Below are 17,285 nucleotides of genomic sequence, written 5' to 3'. Positions count from 1 at the left end.
GTGCGGGTCCAGCGGAGCCGATCGCGTCATACACGCCAACCGCCACAAGAGGCGGGTGTCGGAATGGTGACCGCTGGGAAGTCACCACGAAACTGTTCTCTTCGTTCAGCACGGTGCGACCGGGCATCCTAAATAGTGATAGCCCAAGCATAGCGTCTCCACGCCAGTTTCCCGGCGGCCGGCGGTGCTAGCTGACGATGTCGAACATGATCTTGCGCGTAGTTGGGTCCGAGGAGCGCAGCGTGACGGTGACCAGGGTGCCTGGCTCCGCGCTTCCGGTGAACTCTCCGGTAATCGGTTCGGTGACCAACTGCAGGCTTCCGGGGCGGTCCTTGGCATCGGCGGAGGCTGGGTCGCCATTGTGCGTTCCGGTGGCCTCGCGCAATACGATGGCCTCAAATTTCTCTCCGACCCGGTGCTGCAGCACGTAGGCTTCGATCAGGTTGATCGCGGCTCGGTCGATCTGATTCGCCGAAACTGAGCTTTCACGCATCAGGCCAGGCAACTGCTCCAGCGCTTCGCTCAACTCGCTTGGGAGGGGCTTGCCATTGGCTTGCAGGTAGCAGCACAGCAGCACGAAGCGGTCCACTAGGCGGCGCAACGGCGCGGTGGTGTGCGCATAAGGAGCGGCCAGAGCTGCCTGTTCCAGCTCGTCTTCTTTTTGTCCGTTTATCACGTCGTAGTCAGCGCCGCGGAACAGCGAGGCGGCCCGGTGCATGATGACCAGCTGTCGCGGATCATTCACGTCAAGAGTGCGCAAGTACTGGCCATAGCTAAGTTCGCCATCCCAAGCGTGGCCAAGCAGCGTGGTTTGTTTTTTGAACTCCGCCAGATCCTTCTTTTCCGGGGCGGGCATGGTGCGCAGAATTCCGGTGCCGTGATCGAGCATGATCCGGGCGGCAGCCATACCGGTGAGCAGGGAAATCTGTGCGTTGTAGCCTTCCAAGGGCAACGGTTGGCGGCTAACCAGTTTGTAGCCACCATTGTCGGGCTCAACCTCTTGGTCTGGAAGGTTGAGGGAGGCGCCGCCGCGCAGGCGTTCCTGCTCGATGCGTACCGCTCCGATTTCGGACAAGAGCTTCAGCTGCTCGCCGCCTTCGCCTGTATTCAGTTTTTCTTGCGCGGTTTGATAGTCCAGCTGTTCCCGGGATTTGATCATCGTGCGTCGCAGCTGCACATCGGTCATGGCCCCAGCAGAATCCAGGGTGATTAGCCACAGGAATACCGGTCGCACCGCGCCGGGCAGCAAGGAACCCTGATCTTCCGAAATCAGGGGAGGGTGGAGATTGATTTTGCGTTGCGGCAGGTAATAGGTTTGTCCGCGTTGCCTTGTGACCTCGTCGAGTTTTCCGTTCAAGGTGACGAAAGCCGGAACATCGGCGATCGCATAGTGCACCAGGTAGCCGTCGCCTTGCCGTTCCAGATACATGGCCTGGTCCAGATCAGTGGCGCCTTCGGGGTCGATTGTGAAAAATGGCAGCGCGGTGTCGTCATTTTCCGGGGCCCGCAGGTTGTCAACGGCTTCTTGGGCAGCTTTCAGGGTTTGCTCATCGAAGGGCGCTGGAACCCCCAATTCGCTTTCCAAGGCGAGCAGCAGCTCGTCGAGGTTGGCTGCCGGATGCTTGCGGGGGCTGTGGATGCGTGGATTGGTCACACACCTAGGATTATCACAAAACAGTGATTCAAACCACGATTAACTTATCGTGGCCGCCCCCAAAAAATGGGGACGGCCACGATAGTGCTCAAAAGCTTGGCTTAGTGGGCGAAGCCCACGCGGCGTGCTTCTTCGGGACCAACCTCAACATAGGCGATACCTGCCGGTGGGACCAGTACTTCACGGCCCTTAGGATCCTTCATCGATAGCATCGTTCCCTCGGAGATCGCCTTGGATACCAGCTCGTTCACTTCGGCGTTGCTCAGCTCGGACTCGAGCACAACTTCGCGGGCTACATTCTGAATGCCAATCCGGATTTCCATGATTGTCAATGATCCTCTCGAAAGAATTACGAGTCCCGTCTGGGGGCCTCTAAAACAAATCTAACTAGTTTTCCTTCGGGAACCGTGAAATTCCGCGCCAAGCTAAACGCGAGATCAGATCCACTGCGGTTTCCTGATCCACAGGTTCGCCGCTGGTAGCCCAATAACGTGCCGAAACCTGGGAGAGGCCGGCCAAGGCGCGGCCCACGAGCAATCCTTCATCCTCGTCCAGGTCGGTGTCTTTGACAACGACCTTTGAAATGGAGATCGCCAGTGCATTATTGAACTCCTCGATGCGTGCCGCGACCAGCGGATCGGAGAGCACATCTGATTCGAAAATCAGCCGGTAGGCCTGCGATTCGCGCTTGATGTATTGGTAGTACGTGTTGATCGTCGCGAAAACACGTTGTCGATTTTCATTCGTCGAGGAAATTGCGTCATCCAGCAGCTTAGTGAAATCTGCCAGATGCGAATCGAGCAAGGCTAGATAAAGTTCGCGTTTGCCGGGGAAATGCTGGTAGAGCACTGGCTTGGAGACGAGGGCAACTTCGGCGATTTCATCCATTGAAGCCCCGTGATAGCCGTGGGCTACGAACACTTGGTGCGCTGCTTGGAGCAGCTGGCGGCGGCGCGCTTCGCGAGGCATCCGTTGCGTGCGTGGATTTTTAATTTCCCCAAGTTCCGCCATGACCAAGACCTTTCAACCAGCTGCGTGTGGTGGCTACAGGCGAATGCTCCGCCGGTAAAACCGCCACCTACTTGGAAGTAGTATTCCATGTCGCGCCGAAAATTTCGCCAGCGAACTCGGGGTGTCTAAAGTGCTTAAGCGCTTTGTTCCAAAGGAAGTACTGGGCAGGCAACGGTATCTGCAGGTTCGGGGACTTCGGGCACAGTCTTCGCCGGCACCATAGCGGCCGGGGCTGCAGAGCCCGTCAGGTCCAGCCCGTAGAGGGTCTCGAGGGCTGCCACATATTCGTCGGTACGTCCTTCGGCCGCCAATTCACGGGCACGCATGGTCGGGACGTGGAGCAGCTGGCGCATCATCCGGCGCATCGCAAGCTCGACTTCTTCGGCCGCGGCGGTGCATCCGTGCTGCGCACGTACCTTCGCTACTTCGGCGTCCAATACGGTCTTGGTGTGCGCGCGCAAGGCCACGATCGCATGGTCCGCTTCGCGCTCGCGCTGCGCGGCGGAGAATTCGCGTGCGGCTTTGGTGACGATCCGGGTGGCGTCATGCACGGCCAGGGCCTGATCGTTCGGCGCAGCCATCCGAACCGATTCGAGGGTGATGAGCTCAACGTCGTTCAACTGCGACATCGTTGGATCAAAATCGTGGGTCAAGGCCATATCGATGGCAATCAACGGGTGTCCCTTAACACGCACTTCGTCCAAGGTGCGGCTGTCCAAACGGTTTCCACCGCCGGAGCATCCAACGATGACGTCGGCTTCGCGCAGGGCCTGGGTGAGGTGTTCATCGCTCAGCGGGAAACCGCCACGCTTGTCGGTGAAATCCGTTGCGCGGCCCGAATGGGAGTACACGCTGATGCGCTTGACGCCGCGTTCTTTCAGCAGAGCCATGGTGGCGCCAGCATAGGAGCCGGTGCCGAAAAGCACGATGTCCTGGTCATTCCAGCTGCGACTGTGATCCATTAGCTCTTCGGCGAGATCCAATGCCACCGAGACCACGGATTTTCCTTGGGAGCCCAAATCTGTACTACTTCCGACATCCTTCGCGGCTCGCGTGGCGTTTTGGAAGAGTCGGGTCAGGCTGCTGGTGGCTGTTTTCTCCTGCTGGGCCTGGGTCAGTGCGCGACGCACCTGACCGGCAATCTCGCGTTCGCCCACCACGGCGCTGTCTAGGCCGGCGCCCACCGAGAACAGGTGGTCGATGACCGGTTCCCCTTCCAAGGTGGTTAGTCGGCGAGCGAGGAAGTCCGCGGAAAGTTCAGTGTTCTCGGAAAGTTTGTTTACCAGATGCTCGGTGGCGTCTTCGACGTTTTCCACATCTGCGTAGACTTCGAACCGGTTACAGGTAGCTAGGACCACGGCACCATTGATAGCCGCCGAACCATTAATGGATGCGGCGGCTAGCCCGCTGGCCGAGGCGCTCAGTTGCGCCACGGTCTCCAGATCGAGCTGCGAATGCGATGCGACAAGAGATAAGAAAACCACAATGTTCCAAGAATAGGCCGAATTAGGGCATCTGAACAACGCAGGCGAACCTAATTTGATGGGGTTTTGACTCGTTATGTTGCTCACCTTCCCCTGAGGGTGAACGGCACAAATGGGCTTTTGCCTGCAAGAGTTGGCATTATTGGATTATGACTCTGTCGCAGAACCATCCCTTCGTTGATGGACGTACCTCCGATTCCGCATTGATCCAGGCCCTGACCGGTCGCACGCCGAGCCACCACCCGGTGTGGTTCATGCGCCAGGCAGGCCGTTCACTGCCCGAATACCTCAAGCTCCGCGAAGGCGTGACCATGCTTGATTCGTGCTTGGACCCTGCCATGGCCAGTGAAATCACCTTGCAGCCGGTGCGCCGCCACAAGGTTGACGCCGGCATTTTCTTCTCCGACATTGTGATCCCGCTGCGCCTGGCGGGCATCGGGGTGGACATCGTGCCCGGTGTCGGCCCGGTCTTGGACAAGCCAATCCGCACCGCGGAAGATGTCGCCAATTTGCCGGAACTGACCGATGAATCCCTGGACCCGATTCGCGAAGCCGTGGCGCTGACAGTTGCCGAGCTGGGCAACACCCCATTGATCGGTTTTGCCGGGGCGCCATTCACCGTGGCTGCCTACATGGTTGAGGGCAAGCCAAGCCGTGACCACCTCGGCCCACGCACCATGATGCATGCCGAACCTGAGGTCTGGGACAAGCTGATGAGCTGGGCGGCCGACGCTTCGGGCAAGTTCCTGCGCGCCCAGGTCGAAGCCGGCGCATCCGCCGCACAGCTGTTCGACTCCTGGGCAGGTTCGCTGTCGCTTCCGGATTATCAGAAGTTCGTGGCCCCGTATTCTTCGCGTGCATTGGACTTCGTCCGCGACACCGGCGTGCCGCTGATCCACTTTGGCACCGGTACCGGAGAACTGCTCACTGCCATGCGCGATTCAGGAGTGGACACCGTGGGCGTGGATTACCGCATCCCATTGGAAACCGCGATCGAGCGCCTGGGCCAGAGCGTGTCGGTGCAGGGCAATATCGACCCGGCCTTGCTCTCGGCTCCTTGGGAAGTACTTGAGGCCCACGTCCGCCAGGTTGTCGCCAGCGGATCCAAGGCCCGCGGACACGTGGTGAACCTGGGACATGGAGTGCCGCCAACCACCGATCCGACGGTGCTCACGCGAGTGGTTGAACTCATCCACTCGCTCTAAGCGCACAGGGCTAGGCTAGGTTTCAAAGACAGGTCTCCACATCCGGGACGCGCCGGTAATCCCAGCACGTCCCGGACTGCGGGGAACATCGAGTTGAAGGTGGAAGGTGCAGCGCCAATGACCAAGAATCAGCGCAACGCCCCAGCGGCAGAAAAACCAAATGAACGTCCAGCGGGAAAAATCCGCCGAGATATCGCTGGGGACACGGCAGCACATGCCCTGCGCCTGCTGGAAAAGGTTCGTGCAGCCGCGGAAACCCGCGCTTCTAAAGACAGCACTGCGCAAGACGATACTCCGCACGCAATCGTTGTCGGTGGCGGTATCGCTGGATTGATTGCCGCGCGGGAAATGCGCCAGACCGGATACCGGGTCACGGTCCTTGAAGCCTCGGAAACCTTCGGTGGCTGCCTGCGCCGGGTCGAAGTCGCCGGCCTGGACATCGACGCGGGAGCTGAATCCTTCGCGCTGCGCGGCGGAACTGTCGCCTCTTACCTGGATGAGCTGAACCTGAGCGAAAAAATCGCTCAGCCGTCCGGCGTCGGAGCCTGGCTGATCCAGGGGGAGTCCGAGAACGTCGAGGCCAATCCGCTGCCGCCGAGTTCCCTGCTGGGTATCCCCGCAAGGATCCGCACCGAAGAGGTGCGCCGAATTATCGGCCGGGCCGCCACAGTGCGTGCCGCAGCCGATCTGGTCACGCCGATGCCCAAGAAATGGGCCACTGAAAAACTTTCGCTCGCCGAAGTGGTGCGCCATCGCATGGGGCAGGGCGTGCTTGACGCTCTGGTGGCCCCGGTAGTCAATGGGATCTACTCCACGGATCCGGCCCGTATCGACATCGATGCGGCAGCTCCGGGACTGCGCGAAGCGATGCAGCGAACCGGGTCACTGGCCAAAGCCGTCGCCCAGCTGCAAGGCGATGCCCCGGCAGGATCGCGAGTCGCCGGCCTGGAAGGCGGCATGTACACGCTGATCACCACGCTCAGCGAGCAGTTGAAAGAGTCCTCGGTGGCGTTGGTGCGCAATTCGCCGGTGACCCAGATAAGCCATGACGCCCGGGAGCAGCGGCCGTACACCGTGCATACGCTGGGCCAGGAGCTCCACGCCGACCGGGTAGTCATTGCCACCCCGGCGCAAGCGGCGCTCGATCTGCTCAATCTGCTGCTCGAAGAGCAGCAGCAGATCGCCGCAGACGCCGAGGCCAACTCCATCGCCTTAGTAGTGCTCGTGGTCGATAAGCCAGAACTCGACGATGCGCCGCGCGGATCCGGAGCGCTGGTCGCCAAGGGAGCGCCCCTGGTAGCCAAGGCCTTGACTCATTCCAGTGCCAAATGGCCTTGGCTGGCAGAGCAATCCGGTCCGGGTACCCACGTGATACGGCTGTCCTTCGGCCGCATTGGAGCGCAGGATGCGTTGGTCGAGTCCGGTGACGATCAGGCGTTGCTTGAGCAGGCAGTCAAAGATGCTTCAAAGATTCTCGGTGTTGAATTGCATCAAGACGACGTCGTGGGAAGCGCCGTGTCGCGCTACCAAGACATGGTTCCGCTGCAAGGTGAAGCCGCCAGCGAACGCCGGGCGCTGGTGGAATCGGCGGTCGAGAAGTTTGAAGGCCTGGATCTGGTCGGTGCCTGGCTTGCCGGCACCGGGCTGGCCCGAGTCATCGGCCACACTCGCCGGACAGTTGCCATCAGCGCCCGCTAACTCGTTTTAAGCATTAGATAGATCAGTTGATCAAGGAGAGCACTAAGTGAGCTACGAAGTACAGCACAATTCACCGGTCATGCGAGACCGCGACGCCGCTGGTGAAAACCCGACCATGTTCTACACCCTGTGGACCGTGTTCAAACGCTCCGCCAACGTGGAACTGGGCGCGGCGGATGCTGCGGCCTTCGACTCGCTGGTCGCCGAACTGGCCGCATCCGGTGTGGCAGTGCGCGGCATCTACGACGTGTCGATGATGCGCGAAGAAGCCGACGTGATGCTCTGGATGCACGGACCGGCCGCCGAGCTGCTGCAGGCTTCGATGCGCCAACTTCGCCGCAGCTCGCTGCTGGCAGGCACCGAGATCGTGTACTCCACGATGGCCGTGCACCGCGAAGCGGAATTCGCCAAGGACCACTCGCCGGCTTTCGCCCGCGGGCTGGACGCCAAGGAATGGATGACCGTCTACCCATTCGTGCGCACCACCGACTGGTACACCATGGATCCGGCGGACCGCGGCAAGATGCTGCGTGATCACGGCATGCTTGGCCGCGAATTCCCGAATGTGCTGGCGAACACCGTGGCCGCCTTCGCCTTCAGCGACTTCGAATGGCAGATCTGCCTCGAGGCCGATGACATGATCGACCTGGTCGACATGATGCGCCACCTGCGCTACACCGAAGCCCGCCACCACGTGCGCGAAGAGACCCCCTTCTACACCGGCCGCCGCATCTCGGCTGCCGAGGTCATCGAGGTTTTGAAGTGACTCAGGATTTCGATCCACGCACCGGCTATGACGCCAACGGACGGATGGCGCCCAAAGCCTATGACGCGATCCTGCTGTCCTCCTTCGGCGGGCCCGAAGGCCAGGATGACGTAATCCCTTTCTTGCGCAACGTCACCGCTGGCCGGGGGATACCGGACGAACGCCTCGAAGAGGTGGCGGTGCACTACCGCAAGAACGGTGGAGTCTCGCCGATCAACGCGCAGAACCGTGCACTGCTCGCGGCCCTTCAGGCTGAACTTGCCGCGCGTTCCATCGATGTACCGGTGTACTGGGGCAATCGCAACTGGCACCCTTTCGTGAACGATACGCTCAAAGAGATCGCCAGCGACGGGCACCGCAAGGTATTGCTGATGGGCACCGGCGCATACACCGGCTACTCGGCCTGCCGCCAGTACCGCGAGGACCTGGGAATGGGGCTGCGCGATACCGGTCTGGAAGGGGTGCTCGAGGTTGATAAGCTGCGCCAGTTCTTCGACACTCCGGCCTTCGTGCAACCCTTCATCGAGGGATTGGGCGCCTCGCTGGCCGAGGTCCGCGAACAGCTTGCGGCAAAGAACAACGCCGAGGGCAAAATCAAGATCGTCTTCGTGACGCACTCGATTCCGATGGCCGACGCGGACGCCGCGGGACCTGCGCAGCTGCGCGCGCAGGCAAGCGAGAATCTATACACCGCGCAGCACCGCGCGGTCGCCGAACACATTCTGGCCAATGTTCCCCAGGCTCAAGGCCTGGAGCACAGCCTGGTCTACCAGTCGCGTTCCGGGGCACCGCATGTGCCGTGGTTGGAACCGGATATCAACGACGCGTTGGCCGAGGATGCCGCCGCGGGTGTGGCCGGTGTCGTTGTGGTGCCGATCGGCTTCATCTCCGATCATATGGAGGTGCTGTGGGACCTGGATACCGAAGCCAAGGACAGCTGCGCCGAACTGGGGTTGGCCTTTAGCCGGGTCGCAACTCCGGGTACCCACCAGGCATTTGTTTCCGGCTTGGTCGACCTTGTCGAAGAGCGCCTGGCCGATGCCAACGGGCAAGCGCTTCGCGCTGGCCGCGCGAGCGTCGTTGCAGGTGGACCATGGTTTGATGTCTGCCGCCCGAATTGCTGTGAAAAGCGCGCGCTGGATGGGACTTTGCGTCCGACCATCGCCGCGGTCGATTCCGAAGTGGGGGTGCCGCAGGCATGAGCGAAACCTTTCGTGTAGGTACACGCGGCAGCGCACTGGCTACCACCCAGACCGGGTGGGCCGCCAAGCGTTTGGCCGAAGCATCCGGGCTTCAGGTGGAGACGATCCTGGTCAAGACCGAGGGAGACGTGATCACCGGACCGCTCTCGCAGCTTGGGGGTACCGGAGTATTTGCCGCGGCCCTGCGCCAGCGCCTGCTGGACTCGGGCTGCGATCTGGCGGTGCACTCTTTGAAGGATCTGCCGACCACGCAGCCGGAGGGCCTGGTGCTGGCCGCCATTCCAGAGCGTGAAGATGTGCGTGACGCATTGTGCGCCAGGGATGGGCTGAGCTTGGCCGAACTGCCCGAAGGGGCGAAGATCGGCACCGGTTCACCGCGGCGCGCCGCCCAGCTCTTGGCCTTCCGCCAAGATCTGCAGGTCGTTGATATCCGCGGCAACGTGCCTACCCGGCTTGGCCGGGTCAAAGGCATCGGCGCCACCCACGATGACGGAAGCGTGGGACGCAGCGTGCAGGGGGACCTGGACGCCGTCGTCCTGGCCGCGGCCGGCATGCGCCGTCTCGGCTTGGAATCGCATATCACCGAGTACCTGGACCCGAGCATCATGTTGCCGGCTCCCGGGCAGGGGGCGCTGGCCTTGGAGGTGCGCAGCACCGGTTCGGACCACCCGGCCTTGGACCAGGCGCTCGCGGAACTGGATCATCTGCCAACCCGCATGCAGGTCGAAGCCGAACGTGCGCTGCTCTCGGCCCTCGAGGCAGGCTGCGCGGCACCGATTGGCGCCCTGGCCCGGCTGGAGGGCGGCATGCTCATCCTGGAAGCGGTCGCCTGCAATCCTGACGGGTCCGAAACCATGCGCCGCAACGCCCAAAGCCCGGCAGCAACTGCGGAGGCTGCGCGCGAGCTTGGACGCAGTTTGGCCGAATCGATGATCGCCGACGGCGCGGCTGTTGTCGCAGGTTTGGCCTAGCCGCGATCATGACCTATCAGGCGTTGATCCTGCGCGACGCGGCGCGAGCCGCAGCTACCGTGCGGGAGTTCGAGAAGCTGGGCATCGAATCCTTCTGTGCCCGGCTGATCGACACCGTCTGGCCTGCAGATCTTAGCGAGCTGAACGCCGGGATCGAGGCGCTGCTGGCCGGTTCCTACCACTGGTTGGTGCTTACCTCGGTGAACACGGTGGAGGTGATCTCCACGCTGCTGGCCGGACGCAGACTTCCGCCGCGGTCGAAAGTGGCGGCGGTAGGCACGAAAACCGCGAAAGCCGCCAGGACGCGCCTAGGCGTTGACCCAGATTTCGTGCCAGCTGAACAGTCCGCGGCCGGAATGGTGGCCCAATGGCAGCTGGAACCGGGGCAGAAGATTTTCTATCCGCACGGGGATCTGGCCAGCTCCACGCTCTCGGCCGGGTTGAGCGCCCATGCGGTCCACGAGGTCGTCGCCTACCTGACGGTTGCAGCGGGCAGCGGGGGAGCTCCGCTTGGACAGCTACCGGCACCGCCGGGAATCCACGTACTCGCCCCGGAAGAAATTCCGCAGGCGCTGGATGGCCTGGATCTGCTGGTGTTTACCGCGCCAAGCATCGTGCGCCGCTTCGTGCAGCTAGCCGGTGTCAATTTGCCCGATCGGGTGAAAACCGTGGCCATCGGCCAGCCTACGGCAGCCGCCTTGCGCTCGGCCGGAATGGCAGCCGACGCCATCGCCGGCGAACCGACGCCCGCCGGCTTAGCCCGCGCGGCCCAAGAACTATTGCCAAATGCGAATCATCAATTCTAGAAAGAAGTGACATGGGTTTCCCTCAGCACCGACCTCGCCGACTCCGGCAGAATCCTGCAGTTCGCCGGCTGGTCGCAGAATTCGGGCTTTCCTCCCGTCAGTTGATCCTGCCCGCCTTCGTCCGCGAGTCGATCACCGAGCCGAACCCGATCACCTCCATGCCCGGGGTTGTGCAGCACACCATGGATTCGCTCAAGGCTGCCGCGGCCGATGCTGCCGAGCGGGGCTTGGGTGGCATCATGCTCTTTGGGATCCCCGAAGAGCGCGATGAAAACGGCAGTGCCGGAATCGACCCGAACGGAATCCTGAACAAGGGCATCGCAGCGGTGCGCGAAGAGGTCGGCGACGAGCTGGTCATCATGTCGGATGTGTGCCTGGATGAGTTCACCTCGCACGGCCACTGCGGCGTGCTAGATGCACAGGGTCGGGTGGACAACGATAGAACCCTTGAAATTTACGCTGAGATGGCGGTAGTCCAGGCCGAGGCAGGCGCTCACATTCTCGGGCCTTCGGGCATGATGGACGGCCAGATCGCGGTGATCAGAGAGGCCCTGGATCAGGCCGGCAAGCAGGACGTTGCGGTGCTCGCCTATGCGGCCAAGTACGCCAGTGCCTTCTACGGCCCATTCCGCGAAGCAGTCGATTCGCAGCTGCAGGGGGACCGCCGCACCTACCAGATGGACGCCTCGAATCGTCGCGAGGCACTGCTGGAGGTCGAACTGGATCTGGCCGAGGGCGCAGATATGGTCATGGTCAAACCGGCCATGAGCTACCTGGACATTGTCTCGGATATTGCCCAGATGTCCCCGGTTCCGGTCTCCGCCTATCAGATCTCCGGAGAGTACGCGATGATCGAAGCCGCCTCGGCCAACGGTTGGATTGACCGCCGCGCCTCGGTTTTGGAATCTTTGCTGTCCATTCGCCGGGCAGGCGCCCAGCAAATCTTGACCTATTACGCAGCCGAAGTCGCCGGCTGGTTGAACGAAGGAAAAAAATAGATGTCGAATTCCGAGAAGCTTTTCGCCGAGGCCCGTGAAGTGATGCCCGGTGGGGTGAACTCACCGGTTCGCGCCTTCGGCTCCGTCGGCGGTGTGCCACCGTTTATGGTCGGTGCCAAGGGCGCCTACCTCACGGATGCCGATGGCAAAGAATATGTAGATCTGGTCTGCTCCTGGGGCCCGGCCCTGTTGGGACACGCTCATCCGGAGATCCAGTCGGCGGTGCACGCCGCGGTTGACCGTGGATTGTCTTTCGGTGCTTCCACCCCGGATGAGGCCAAACTCGGCCGGCTGATCAAAGATCGCATGGACGGTGTGGACCGCGTGCGCATGGTCTCCACCGGCACCGAAGCCACCATGACCGCCGTACGCCTGGCCCGCGGCTTCACCGGCCGCGAATTGATCATCAAGTTCTCCGGCTGCTACCACGGTCACCTCGATAGCCTGCTTGCCGACGCCGGCTCCGGAGTTGCTACCTTGGCGTTGCCGGGATCCGCCGGTGTCACTGCGGCCACCGCGGCCGAGACGCTGGTGCTGCCGTATAACGACCGTGCAGCAATCGAAGCCGCCTTCGCCGAGCATGGCGCAAATATCGCGGCCGTAATCACCGAATCCGCACCGTGCAATATGGGCGTTGTGACTCCGGAAGCGGGCTTCAACAAGTTCCTGAAGGACACCACCGCCAAGCACGGCGCGCTGCTGATCCTCGATGAGGTTCTGACCGGATTCCGCGCTTCGTCTTCCGGATACTGGGGTTTGACCGGCAAGGAAGAGGGCTGGAACGCGGATCTGTACACCTTCGGCAAGGTTATCGGCGGCGGGTTGCCGACCGCGGCACTGGGCGGTCGTGCCGAGGTTATGGACTATCTGGCCCCATTGGGTCCGGTCTACCAGGCAGGCACCCTTTCGGGTAACCCGGTCGCCATGGCGGCAGGCATTGCCCAGCTGACCCACGCTACCGACGAGGTCTACGCGCATATCCTCAAGCAGTCCACCGCCCTGGAGGGTGCGCTTCGCGAGGCATTCAACGCTGCCGGCGTGGATCACTCGATCCAGCGCGTCGGTTCGTTGTTCTCCGTGGCCTTCGGCACCTCGGCCAAGGGCGTGCATAACTACGCCGACGCACAAGCCCAGGATGCGTTCCGCTACGCGCCGTTCTTCCACTCCATGCTCGACTCGGGGATCTACTTGCCGCCAAGCGTGTTCGAAGCCTGGTTCCTCTCCGCTGCACACGACGACGCAGCCATGGAGAAGATCTTCGCCGCATTGCCAGCAGCCGCTCTGGCGGCAGCTGCGGCCACCGCATAGAGGTTCCCCGCAGTAAGTAGTACCCAAGAGGCCATGGCACCGCTCGCCCCCAACAGGGCAGCGCACGCCGTGGCCTCTTGCTATCCGGAGACGTTCGGTGGGCAACCTATGGCGGTGGTTGCTAGTTTGGCCCAGAGCATCTCTAACGACTGTGGAAACAGGAGGGACTCCAGAAGGCTGACACCATCAACCAACAGATTCCGGAAATATTAGCCTTTCCAGGTATCCCGCGGCTGGCCGCTATCCATGTCCACTTCATGCCTGAGCCGATGCTGAAAATGGTCGGGGCGTACTTTGACGAGGCGGGGCAACATTATGATCGTCCCTGTCCAATCACCTATCGCATGGATGAGCCCGCCCGTTTCCAACGGCTGCGTGAGCTCGGGTGGCGGCGATCCTAGCGCTTTCCCATGCGCATAAGGCTGGCATGGCTCGCAGGCTCAATGTCTGGGCGGCGCGATTCTCCGAACGGGTTGATGGGGTCCGGTGGTTGGGGCTTTCGGGTGCTGCGCAGTCACAAGGAGATGCACCGCTTAAGGCAGAACTGCGCCGCTCCCCGAAACGGGGAACGGCGCAGCACTTTATTTGTCTGTCCTTAGAAGGCTGGAATAACGCTTCCGTCGTTCCAGGTTTCTTCAATGTACGTTCCGACCTGATCGGAGTGCAGCAGTTCTTCGAGCTTGGCGATTGCTGGGGTTTCCTCGCCGGCACGCCAGGTCAGGAAGTTAGCGTGCGGGTTGTTCTCGCCGCTCTCCTGATCAAGCATTTCGTCAAGGTTCAGCTTGGCCTGGGCGATGAAGTTTCCGTTGATAACAGCGACGTCGACCGAGTCGTCCTTGCTGTAGACCTGCGGAACCTGCTCGGCGTTCATTTCATTGAACTTGAGCTTCTTAGGGTTCTTCGCTTCATCGTCTTCGATGGTCAAGACGGTGTCGCTGTCTTCCAGTCCGGCAAGGAGGCCAGCGCCTTCCAACAGGCGCAGGCCGCGAAGCTGGTTCGCAGGGTCGTTGTTCAGGACGACCGATGCGCCCTCAGCGACGTCGCTTGGCTCGTTGAACTTCTTGGAGAAAACGGTCATTGGCTCGACGTGGATGCCCTGACCGTGTTCGAACTCGTAGCCGCGATCGGCGACCTGCTGATCCAGGTAAGCCTGGGTCTGGAAGTAGTTAGCGTCTAGTGAGCCATCTTCCAGCGAGGTATTGGGCAGAATGTAGTCATCGTATTCAACGATGTCCAGATCGATGCCGGCTTCCTTGGCAAGGTTTTCATCTACGTACTCAAGGATCTGAGCGTGAGGAATTGAGCTCGCGCCAACTGTGAGCACAACAGGGTTTGCCGGGTCCAAGCTGGCTTCTGCAGATGGCTCGGTGGAACCGGTGCTACCGCAAGCGGACACCGCAAAGAGAGTGGCGACACCAGTGATGGCGAGGGCAAGCTTTTGACGCATGTGAGTGATTCCTTTGATTTGAACCGTTGTCGGTAAAGACGGAGCTGATTGGTGCGGCGAGTGTGCCGCTCCGGCCCGCCGGTGACCCGGCGGAATATTGATTTCCTAGCGGTGATCGACCTTGCGGGCAATCCAGTCGCCGAGGATCTGTACTACTTGCACCATGATCACGATGATGATGATGGTAATGATCATGATTTCGATTTCGTAACGCGTGTAACCGTAGTTGTAGGCCAAGCGGCCCAAGCCGCCGCCGCCAACCAAACCTGCCATGGCTGAGTAACCAATGATCGTCACGACAGTGGTGGTAATCGCTGAAACGATGCCGGGCAACGCTTCGGGAACCATTACCTTCCTTATGACCTGCATCTTGGTGGATCCCATTACCAAGGCCGCATCGATCTTTCCGGAAGAGACATCGCGAAGTGCGGTCTCCACGAGTCGGGCGAAGAATGGGACGGTGCCTATGGTCAGCGAGACCGAGGCGGCGATGGGACCGAGTGAGGTGCCAACAACTAATGCCGAGAATGGAATCAAGGCGACCATCAAGATTGCGAATGGAATCGAACGGGTGATATTGACGATGATGCCCGACAAGATCACGTTCAACCAACGAACTGGTGCCAAGCCAGTCTTGTCGGTGGTGTGCAGGAGAATGCCAATGAGCAAACCCAACACGACCGATACCACCGAGGAAATGAAAACCATCTGCAGGGTCTCAACGGTGGCTGGCCACATGGCCTTGGTGATTCCAGGGTTATTCATTAGTTCCGTAAAGTAATCCATAATTTACTTGGCCTCCTTCACGGTCACTGCGATTCCGGTGGACTGCAGATGCTCGACGATTGCTTTAATGTCCGCACCCGGGGCTAATTGCACACGCAGATGCGCGAACTGCTGGTCTCCTAGATGCTCGACCGAGCCCGCAAGGACGTTGACATCGGTGTTGAACTTTCGCGCGATGCCTGAAATGACTGGCTCGGTTGCCTGTTCACCTGTATAGAGCAGGTCAAGAACGCTACCGGCGCCTTCAACCTGTGGGGCGTCTCCGGGCAACGGGAGCAATGTCGCTGCCAAACGTCCCGAAGGATTAGTGATGACTGCTTCGATGTCGCCATGCTCCACGATCTTGCCGGCTTCGAGCAATGACACCGAATCACAAATCTGCTTGACGACGTGCATCTCGTGGGTGATGATCAACACCGTGATGTTCAACCGGTCGCGAAGCTTCTTGACGAGTTCAAGAATTTCATCGGTGGTCGACGGGTCCAGTGCGCTGGTTGGCTCGTCGCAGAGCAGCACATCGGGATCTGTGGCCAGTGCGCGGGCGATACCTACGCGCTGACGCTGACCACCGGAAAGCTGGGCGGGATAGCCCTTTGCGAACTTCGTCAGCCCTACGAGCTCCAGAAGCTGCGCAACTTTCTTGTCGAGTTCCTTTTTAGGGGTGCCGACCAGTTCGAGAGGGTACGCAACATTTTGTTCCGTGGTGCGCGAATCGAATAAATTGGCATGCTGGAAAACCATGCCGATACGGCGGCGGGCCTTGCGCAACTCATCGGAGCTAACGTTTGTCAGTTCCTTGCCGTTGACAGAAACCGTGCCGGACGTCGGTTGGTCGAGCAATGTCAGACAGCGGACGAGGGTCGATTTGCCAGCTCCGGAGTGTCCGACAATGCCATGAATTTTCCCGGTGGGGACTTCGAGGCTCACACCGTCCAGAGCAACAACGTCATTGCTGCCCTGACGATAAACCTTACGCAGGTCACTAACTGTGATCACTAGGCGCGTTCCTTCAATTCTCAAGGGGTATAGAGAGTACCCTCCATTGAATCACTATCGAACAATATCGCCCTAACCACCTGTGAAAAGCGTTCACTATTCTTCATTTGAGGGTAATCCGGGACGCGTATCGAAGAAGATTCGCACAATTGTGACAGAAGATGAACGAATGACTTACCCGGAATCCAGCGGAAACTAGTTTTCCAAGTGTGAAGTGCCTAACAATTGCTGGAGTTGCCTAGCTTAGCTGTCCTTTATTGGCCAGGCACCATCTACGACAGCCTGGGGATCCCGCTTGCGCAGGTATTCCTGGAAGCTGGCGGCCTGTTCACGCGCCCAGGTGATCTGCCAGCCGTGCAAATCCTGCGGATCAACTTGCAGCTGCGGGTATTTCTCAGCAATTGCCCGCGCTACGGCTACGCATGCAACCGAGTCGGCGAACGAGGTATGGGCATTTTCCAGAACTACGCCATAGTGTTCGCAAGCAGCTGCCAGCGTGCGCTTTCCCTTGCGGAACTTGTCGACCTGTTTGTCGATGATGAACGGATCAATTACGTTTCCGGGGATGATCGGCACCAAATCGTAGCGCAAGGCTTCGGCATGCAAGACGGAGAAGTCATATGCGGCATTGAACGCGATCACGGGGGACTGCTTGGCAGCGAACTGGAGTAGGTTGAGGATTTCGGCAACGCCCTGTGCGGCAGGGATACCTTCGGCACGGGCCTTTTCGGTGGACACGCCGTGAACCGCGGCAGCAGCCTCGGGAATTTCAACTCCTGGATCAATCAACCATTCACGTTGATTCACTACCTGACCTTGTGCATCAAGCAGAACCACCGATGCCGTGACTATACGAGCAGTAGTAGTGTCGACGCCAGTGGTTTCCAAGTCAAAGCCAACTGCAAGGCCCTTGTGCCATTCATTCATGGAATCAACGCTACCCGCTCATTCGG

At 60.5% G+C, this 17,285-nt stretch carries 16 protein-coding genes; 8 read left to right on the top strand and 8 right to left on the bottom strand.

Annotated elements, in window-relative coordinates; translation table 11 throughout:
- Positions 1–187: 187 nt before the first annotated feature.
- The 4 genes from LG294_RS11600 to LG294_RS11585 form a co-directional block, all read right to left on the bottom strand.
- A complete protein-coding gene (locus tag LG294_RS11600; RefSeq protein ID WP_404285863.1) occupies positions 188–1,654 on the bottom strand; it encodes an RNB domain-containing ribonuclease in 1,467 nt (488 codons plus the stop codon).
- Positions 1,655–1,755: 101 nt separating this feature from the next.
- Complete coding sequence (locus tag LG294_RS11595) at positions 1,756–1,977, bottom strand: DUF3107 domain-containing protein (protein WP_404285861.1); 222 nt, start codon at positions 1,975–1,977, stop codon at positions 1,756–1,758.
- A 64-nt stretch (positions 1,978–2,041) separates the two neighbouring features.
- Positions 2,042–2,665, bottom strand: coding sequence for a TetR/AcrR family transcriptional regulator (locus LG294_RS11590; protein ID WP_404285859.1), 624 nt, complete (start codon positions 2,663–2,665; stop codon positions 2,042–2,044).
- 134 nt (positions 2,666–2,799) lie between these two features.
- Positions 2,800–4,149: a glutamyl-tRNA reductase gene (locus LG294_RS11585; RefSeq protein ID WP_404285857.1), complete on the bottom strand. Its 1,350-nt coding sequence runs from the start codon at positions 4,147–4,149 to the stop codon at positions 2,800–2,802.
- Positions 4,150–4,298: 149 nt separating this feature from the next.
- On the opposite strand from LG294_RS11585, the gene hemE reads away from it, so the two are divergent.
- The 8 genes from hemE (at position 4,299) to hemL (ending at position 13,103) form a co-directional block, all read left to right on the top strand.
- A complete protein-coding gene (gene hemE, locus LG294_RS11580) occupies positions 4,299–5,354 on the top strand; it encodes a uroporphyrinogen decarboxylase (RefSeq protein ID WP_404285855.1) in 1,056 nt (351 codons plus the stop codon).
- A gap of 117 nt (positions 5,355–5,471) precedes the next feature.
- The gene (gene hemG, locus LG294_RS11575) at positions 5,472–7,052 is read left to right on the top strand and encodes a protoporphyrinogen oxidase (RefSeq protein ID WP_404285853.1); all 1,581 of its coding nucleotides are present in this window, start codon (positions 5,472–5,474) and stop codon (positions 7,050–7,052) included.
- A gap of 79 nt (positions 7,053–7,131) precedes the next feature.
- A complete protein-coding gene (hemQ, locus tag LG294_RS11570) occupies positions 7,132–7,818 on the top strand; it encodes a hydrogen peroxide-dependent heme synthase (RefSeq protein WP_404291736.1) in 687 nt (228 codons plus the stop codon).
- Positions 7,815–9,020, top strand: coding sequence for a ferrochelatase (locus LG294_RS11565; RefSeq protein WP_404285852.1), 1,206 nt, complete (start codon positions 7,815–7,817; stop codon positions 9,018–9,020). The genes hemQ and LG294_RS11565 overlap by 4 nt, the downstream gene beginning before the upstream one ends.
- The gene (gene hemC, locus LG294_RS11560) at positions 9,017–9,991 is read left to right on the top strand and encodes a hydroxymethylbilane synthase (RefSeq protein ID WP_404285850.1); all 975 of its coding nucleotides are present in this window, start codon (positions 9,017–9,019) and stop codon (positions 9,989–9,991) included. The genes LG294_RS11565 and hemC overlap by 4 nt, the downstream gene beginning before the upstream one ends.
- Before the next feature lie 8 nt (positions 9,992–9,999).
- Complete coding sequence (locus LG294_RS11555; RefSeq protein WP_404285848.1) at positions 10,000–10,797, top strand: uroporphyrinogen-III synthase; 798 nt, start codon at positions 10,000–10,002, stop codon at positions 10,795–10,797.
- Between the two features lie 11 nt (positions 10,798–10,808).
- Positions 10,809–11,795 (top strand): porphobilinogen synthase, encoded by a 987-nt coding sequence (hemB, locus tag LG294_RS11550; RefSeq protein ID WP_404285846.1) that lies wholly within the window; start codon positions 10,809–10,811, stop codon positions 11,793–11,795.
- Positions 11,796–13,103 (top strand): glutamate-1-semialdehyde 2,1-aminomutase, encoded by a 1,308-nt coding sequence (hemL, locus tag LG294_RS11545; RefSeq protein ID WP_404285844.1) that lies wholly within the window; start codon positions 11,796–11,798, stop codon positions 13,101–13,103.
- A 595-nt stretch (positions 13,104–13,698) separates the two neighbouring features.
- Here hemL and LG294_RS11540 read toward each other — a convergent pair.
- The 4 genes from LG294_RS11540 to LG294_RS11525 all read right to left on the bottom strand — a co-directional run bounded on the left by LG294_RS11540 (position 13,699) and on the right by LG294_RS11525 (position 17,259).
- Positions 13,699–14,550, bottom strand: a complete 852-nt coding sequence (locus LG294_RS11540) for a MetQ/NlpA family ABC transporter substrate-binding protein (RefSeq protein ID WP_404285842.1) — start codon at positions 14,548–14,550, stop codon at positions 13,699–13,701.
- A 105-nt stretch (positions 14,551–14,655) separates the two neighbouring features.
- On the bottom strand, positions 14,656–15,336 hold the full coding sequence (locus LG294_RS11535; RefSeq protein ID WP_404285840.1) for a methionine ABC transporter permease: 681 nt from the start codon (positions 15,334–15,336) through the stop codon (positions 14,656–14,658).
- A gap of 3 nt (positions 15,337–15,339) precedes the next feature.
- On the bottom strand, positions 15,340–16,332 hold the full coding sequence (locus LG294_RS11530) for a methionine ABC transporter ATP-binding protein (RefSeq protein WP_404285838.1): 993 nt from the start codon (positions 16,330–16,332) through the stop codon (positions 15,340–15,342).
- Positions 16,333–16,575: 243 nt separating this feature from the next.
- Entirely contained in the window at positions 16,576–17,259 is a 684-nt protein-coding gene (locus tag LG294_RS11525; protein ID WP_404285836.1) for a 3'-5' exonuclease, read from the bottom strand.
- Positions 17,260–17,285: the final 26 nt, after the last annotated feature.

Origin of the sequence: Glutamicibacter arilaitensis, assembly GCF_044793945.1 — a bacterium.
Lineage (GTDB): Bacteria > Actinomycetota > Actinomycetes > Actinomycetales > Micrococcaceae > Glutamicibacter > Glutamicibacter arilaitensis_B.
This window is presented reverse-complemented; position numbering and strand designations above follow the sequence as displayed.

What these genes read in the sequence shown, in the direction of transcription:
- LG294_RS11540 (WP_404285842.1), bottom strand. Translation starts at nt 14,550, where the DNA reads ATGCGTCAAAAGCTTGCCCTCGCCATCACTGGTGTCGCCACTCTCTTT.
- LG294_RS11595 (WP_404285861.1), bottom strand. Translation starts at nt 1,977, where the DNA reads ATGGAAATCCGGATTGGCATTCAGAATGTAGCCCGCGAAGTTGTGCTC.
- LG294_RS11555 (WP_404285848.1), top strand. Translation starts at nt 10,000, where the DNA reads ATGACCTATCAGGCGTTGATCCTGCGCGACGCGGCGCGAGCCGCAGCT.
- hemG (WP_404285853.1), top strand. Translation starts at nt 5,472, where the DNA reads ATGACCAAGAATCAGCGCAACGCCCCAGCGGCAGAAAAACCAAATGAA.
- hemC (WP_404285850.1), top strand. Translation starts at nt 9,017, where the DNA reads ATGAGCGAAACCTTTCGTGTAGGTACACGCGGCAGCGCACTGGCTACC.
- hemQ (WP_404291736.1), top strand. Translation starts at nt 7,132, where the DNA reads ATGCGAGACCGCGACGCCGCTGGTGAAAACCCGACCATGTTCTACACC.
- LG294_RS11525 (WP_404285836.1), bottom strand. Translation starts at nt 17,259, where the DNA reads ATGAATGAATGGCACAAGGGCCTTGCAGTTGGCTTTGACTTGGAAACC.
- hemB (WP_404285846.1), top strand. Translation starts at nt 10,809, where the DNA reads ATGGGTTTCCCTCAGCACCGACCTCGCCGACTCCGGCAGAATCCTGCA.
- hemL (WP_404285844.1), top strand. Translation starts at nt 11,796, where the DNA reads ATGTCGAATTCCGAGAAGCTTTTCGCCGAGGCCCGTGAAGTGATGCCC.
- LG294_RS11590 (WP_404285859.1), bottom strand. Translation starts at nt 2,665, where the DNA reads ATGGCGGAACTTGGGGAAATTAAAAATCCACGCACGCAACGGATGCCT.
- LG294_RS11535 (WP_404285840.1), bottom strand. Translation starts at nt 15,336, where the DNA reads ATGGATTACTTTACGGAACTAATGAATAACCCTGGAATCACCAAGGCC.
- hemE (WP_404285855.1), top strand. Translation starts at nt 4,299, where the DNA reads ATGACTCTGTCGCAGAACCATCCCTTCGTTGATGGACGTACCTCCGAT.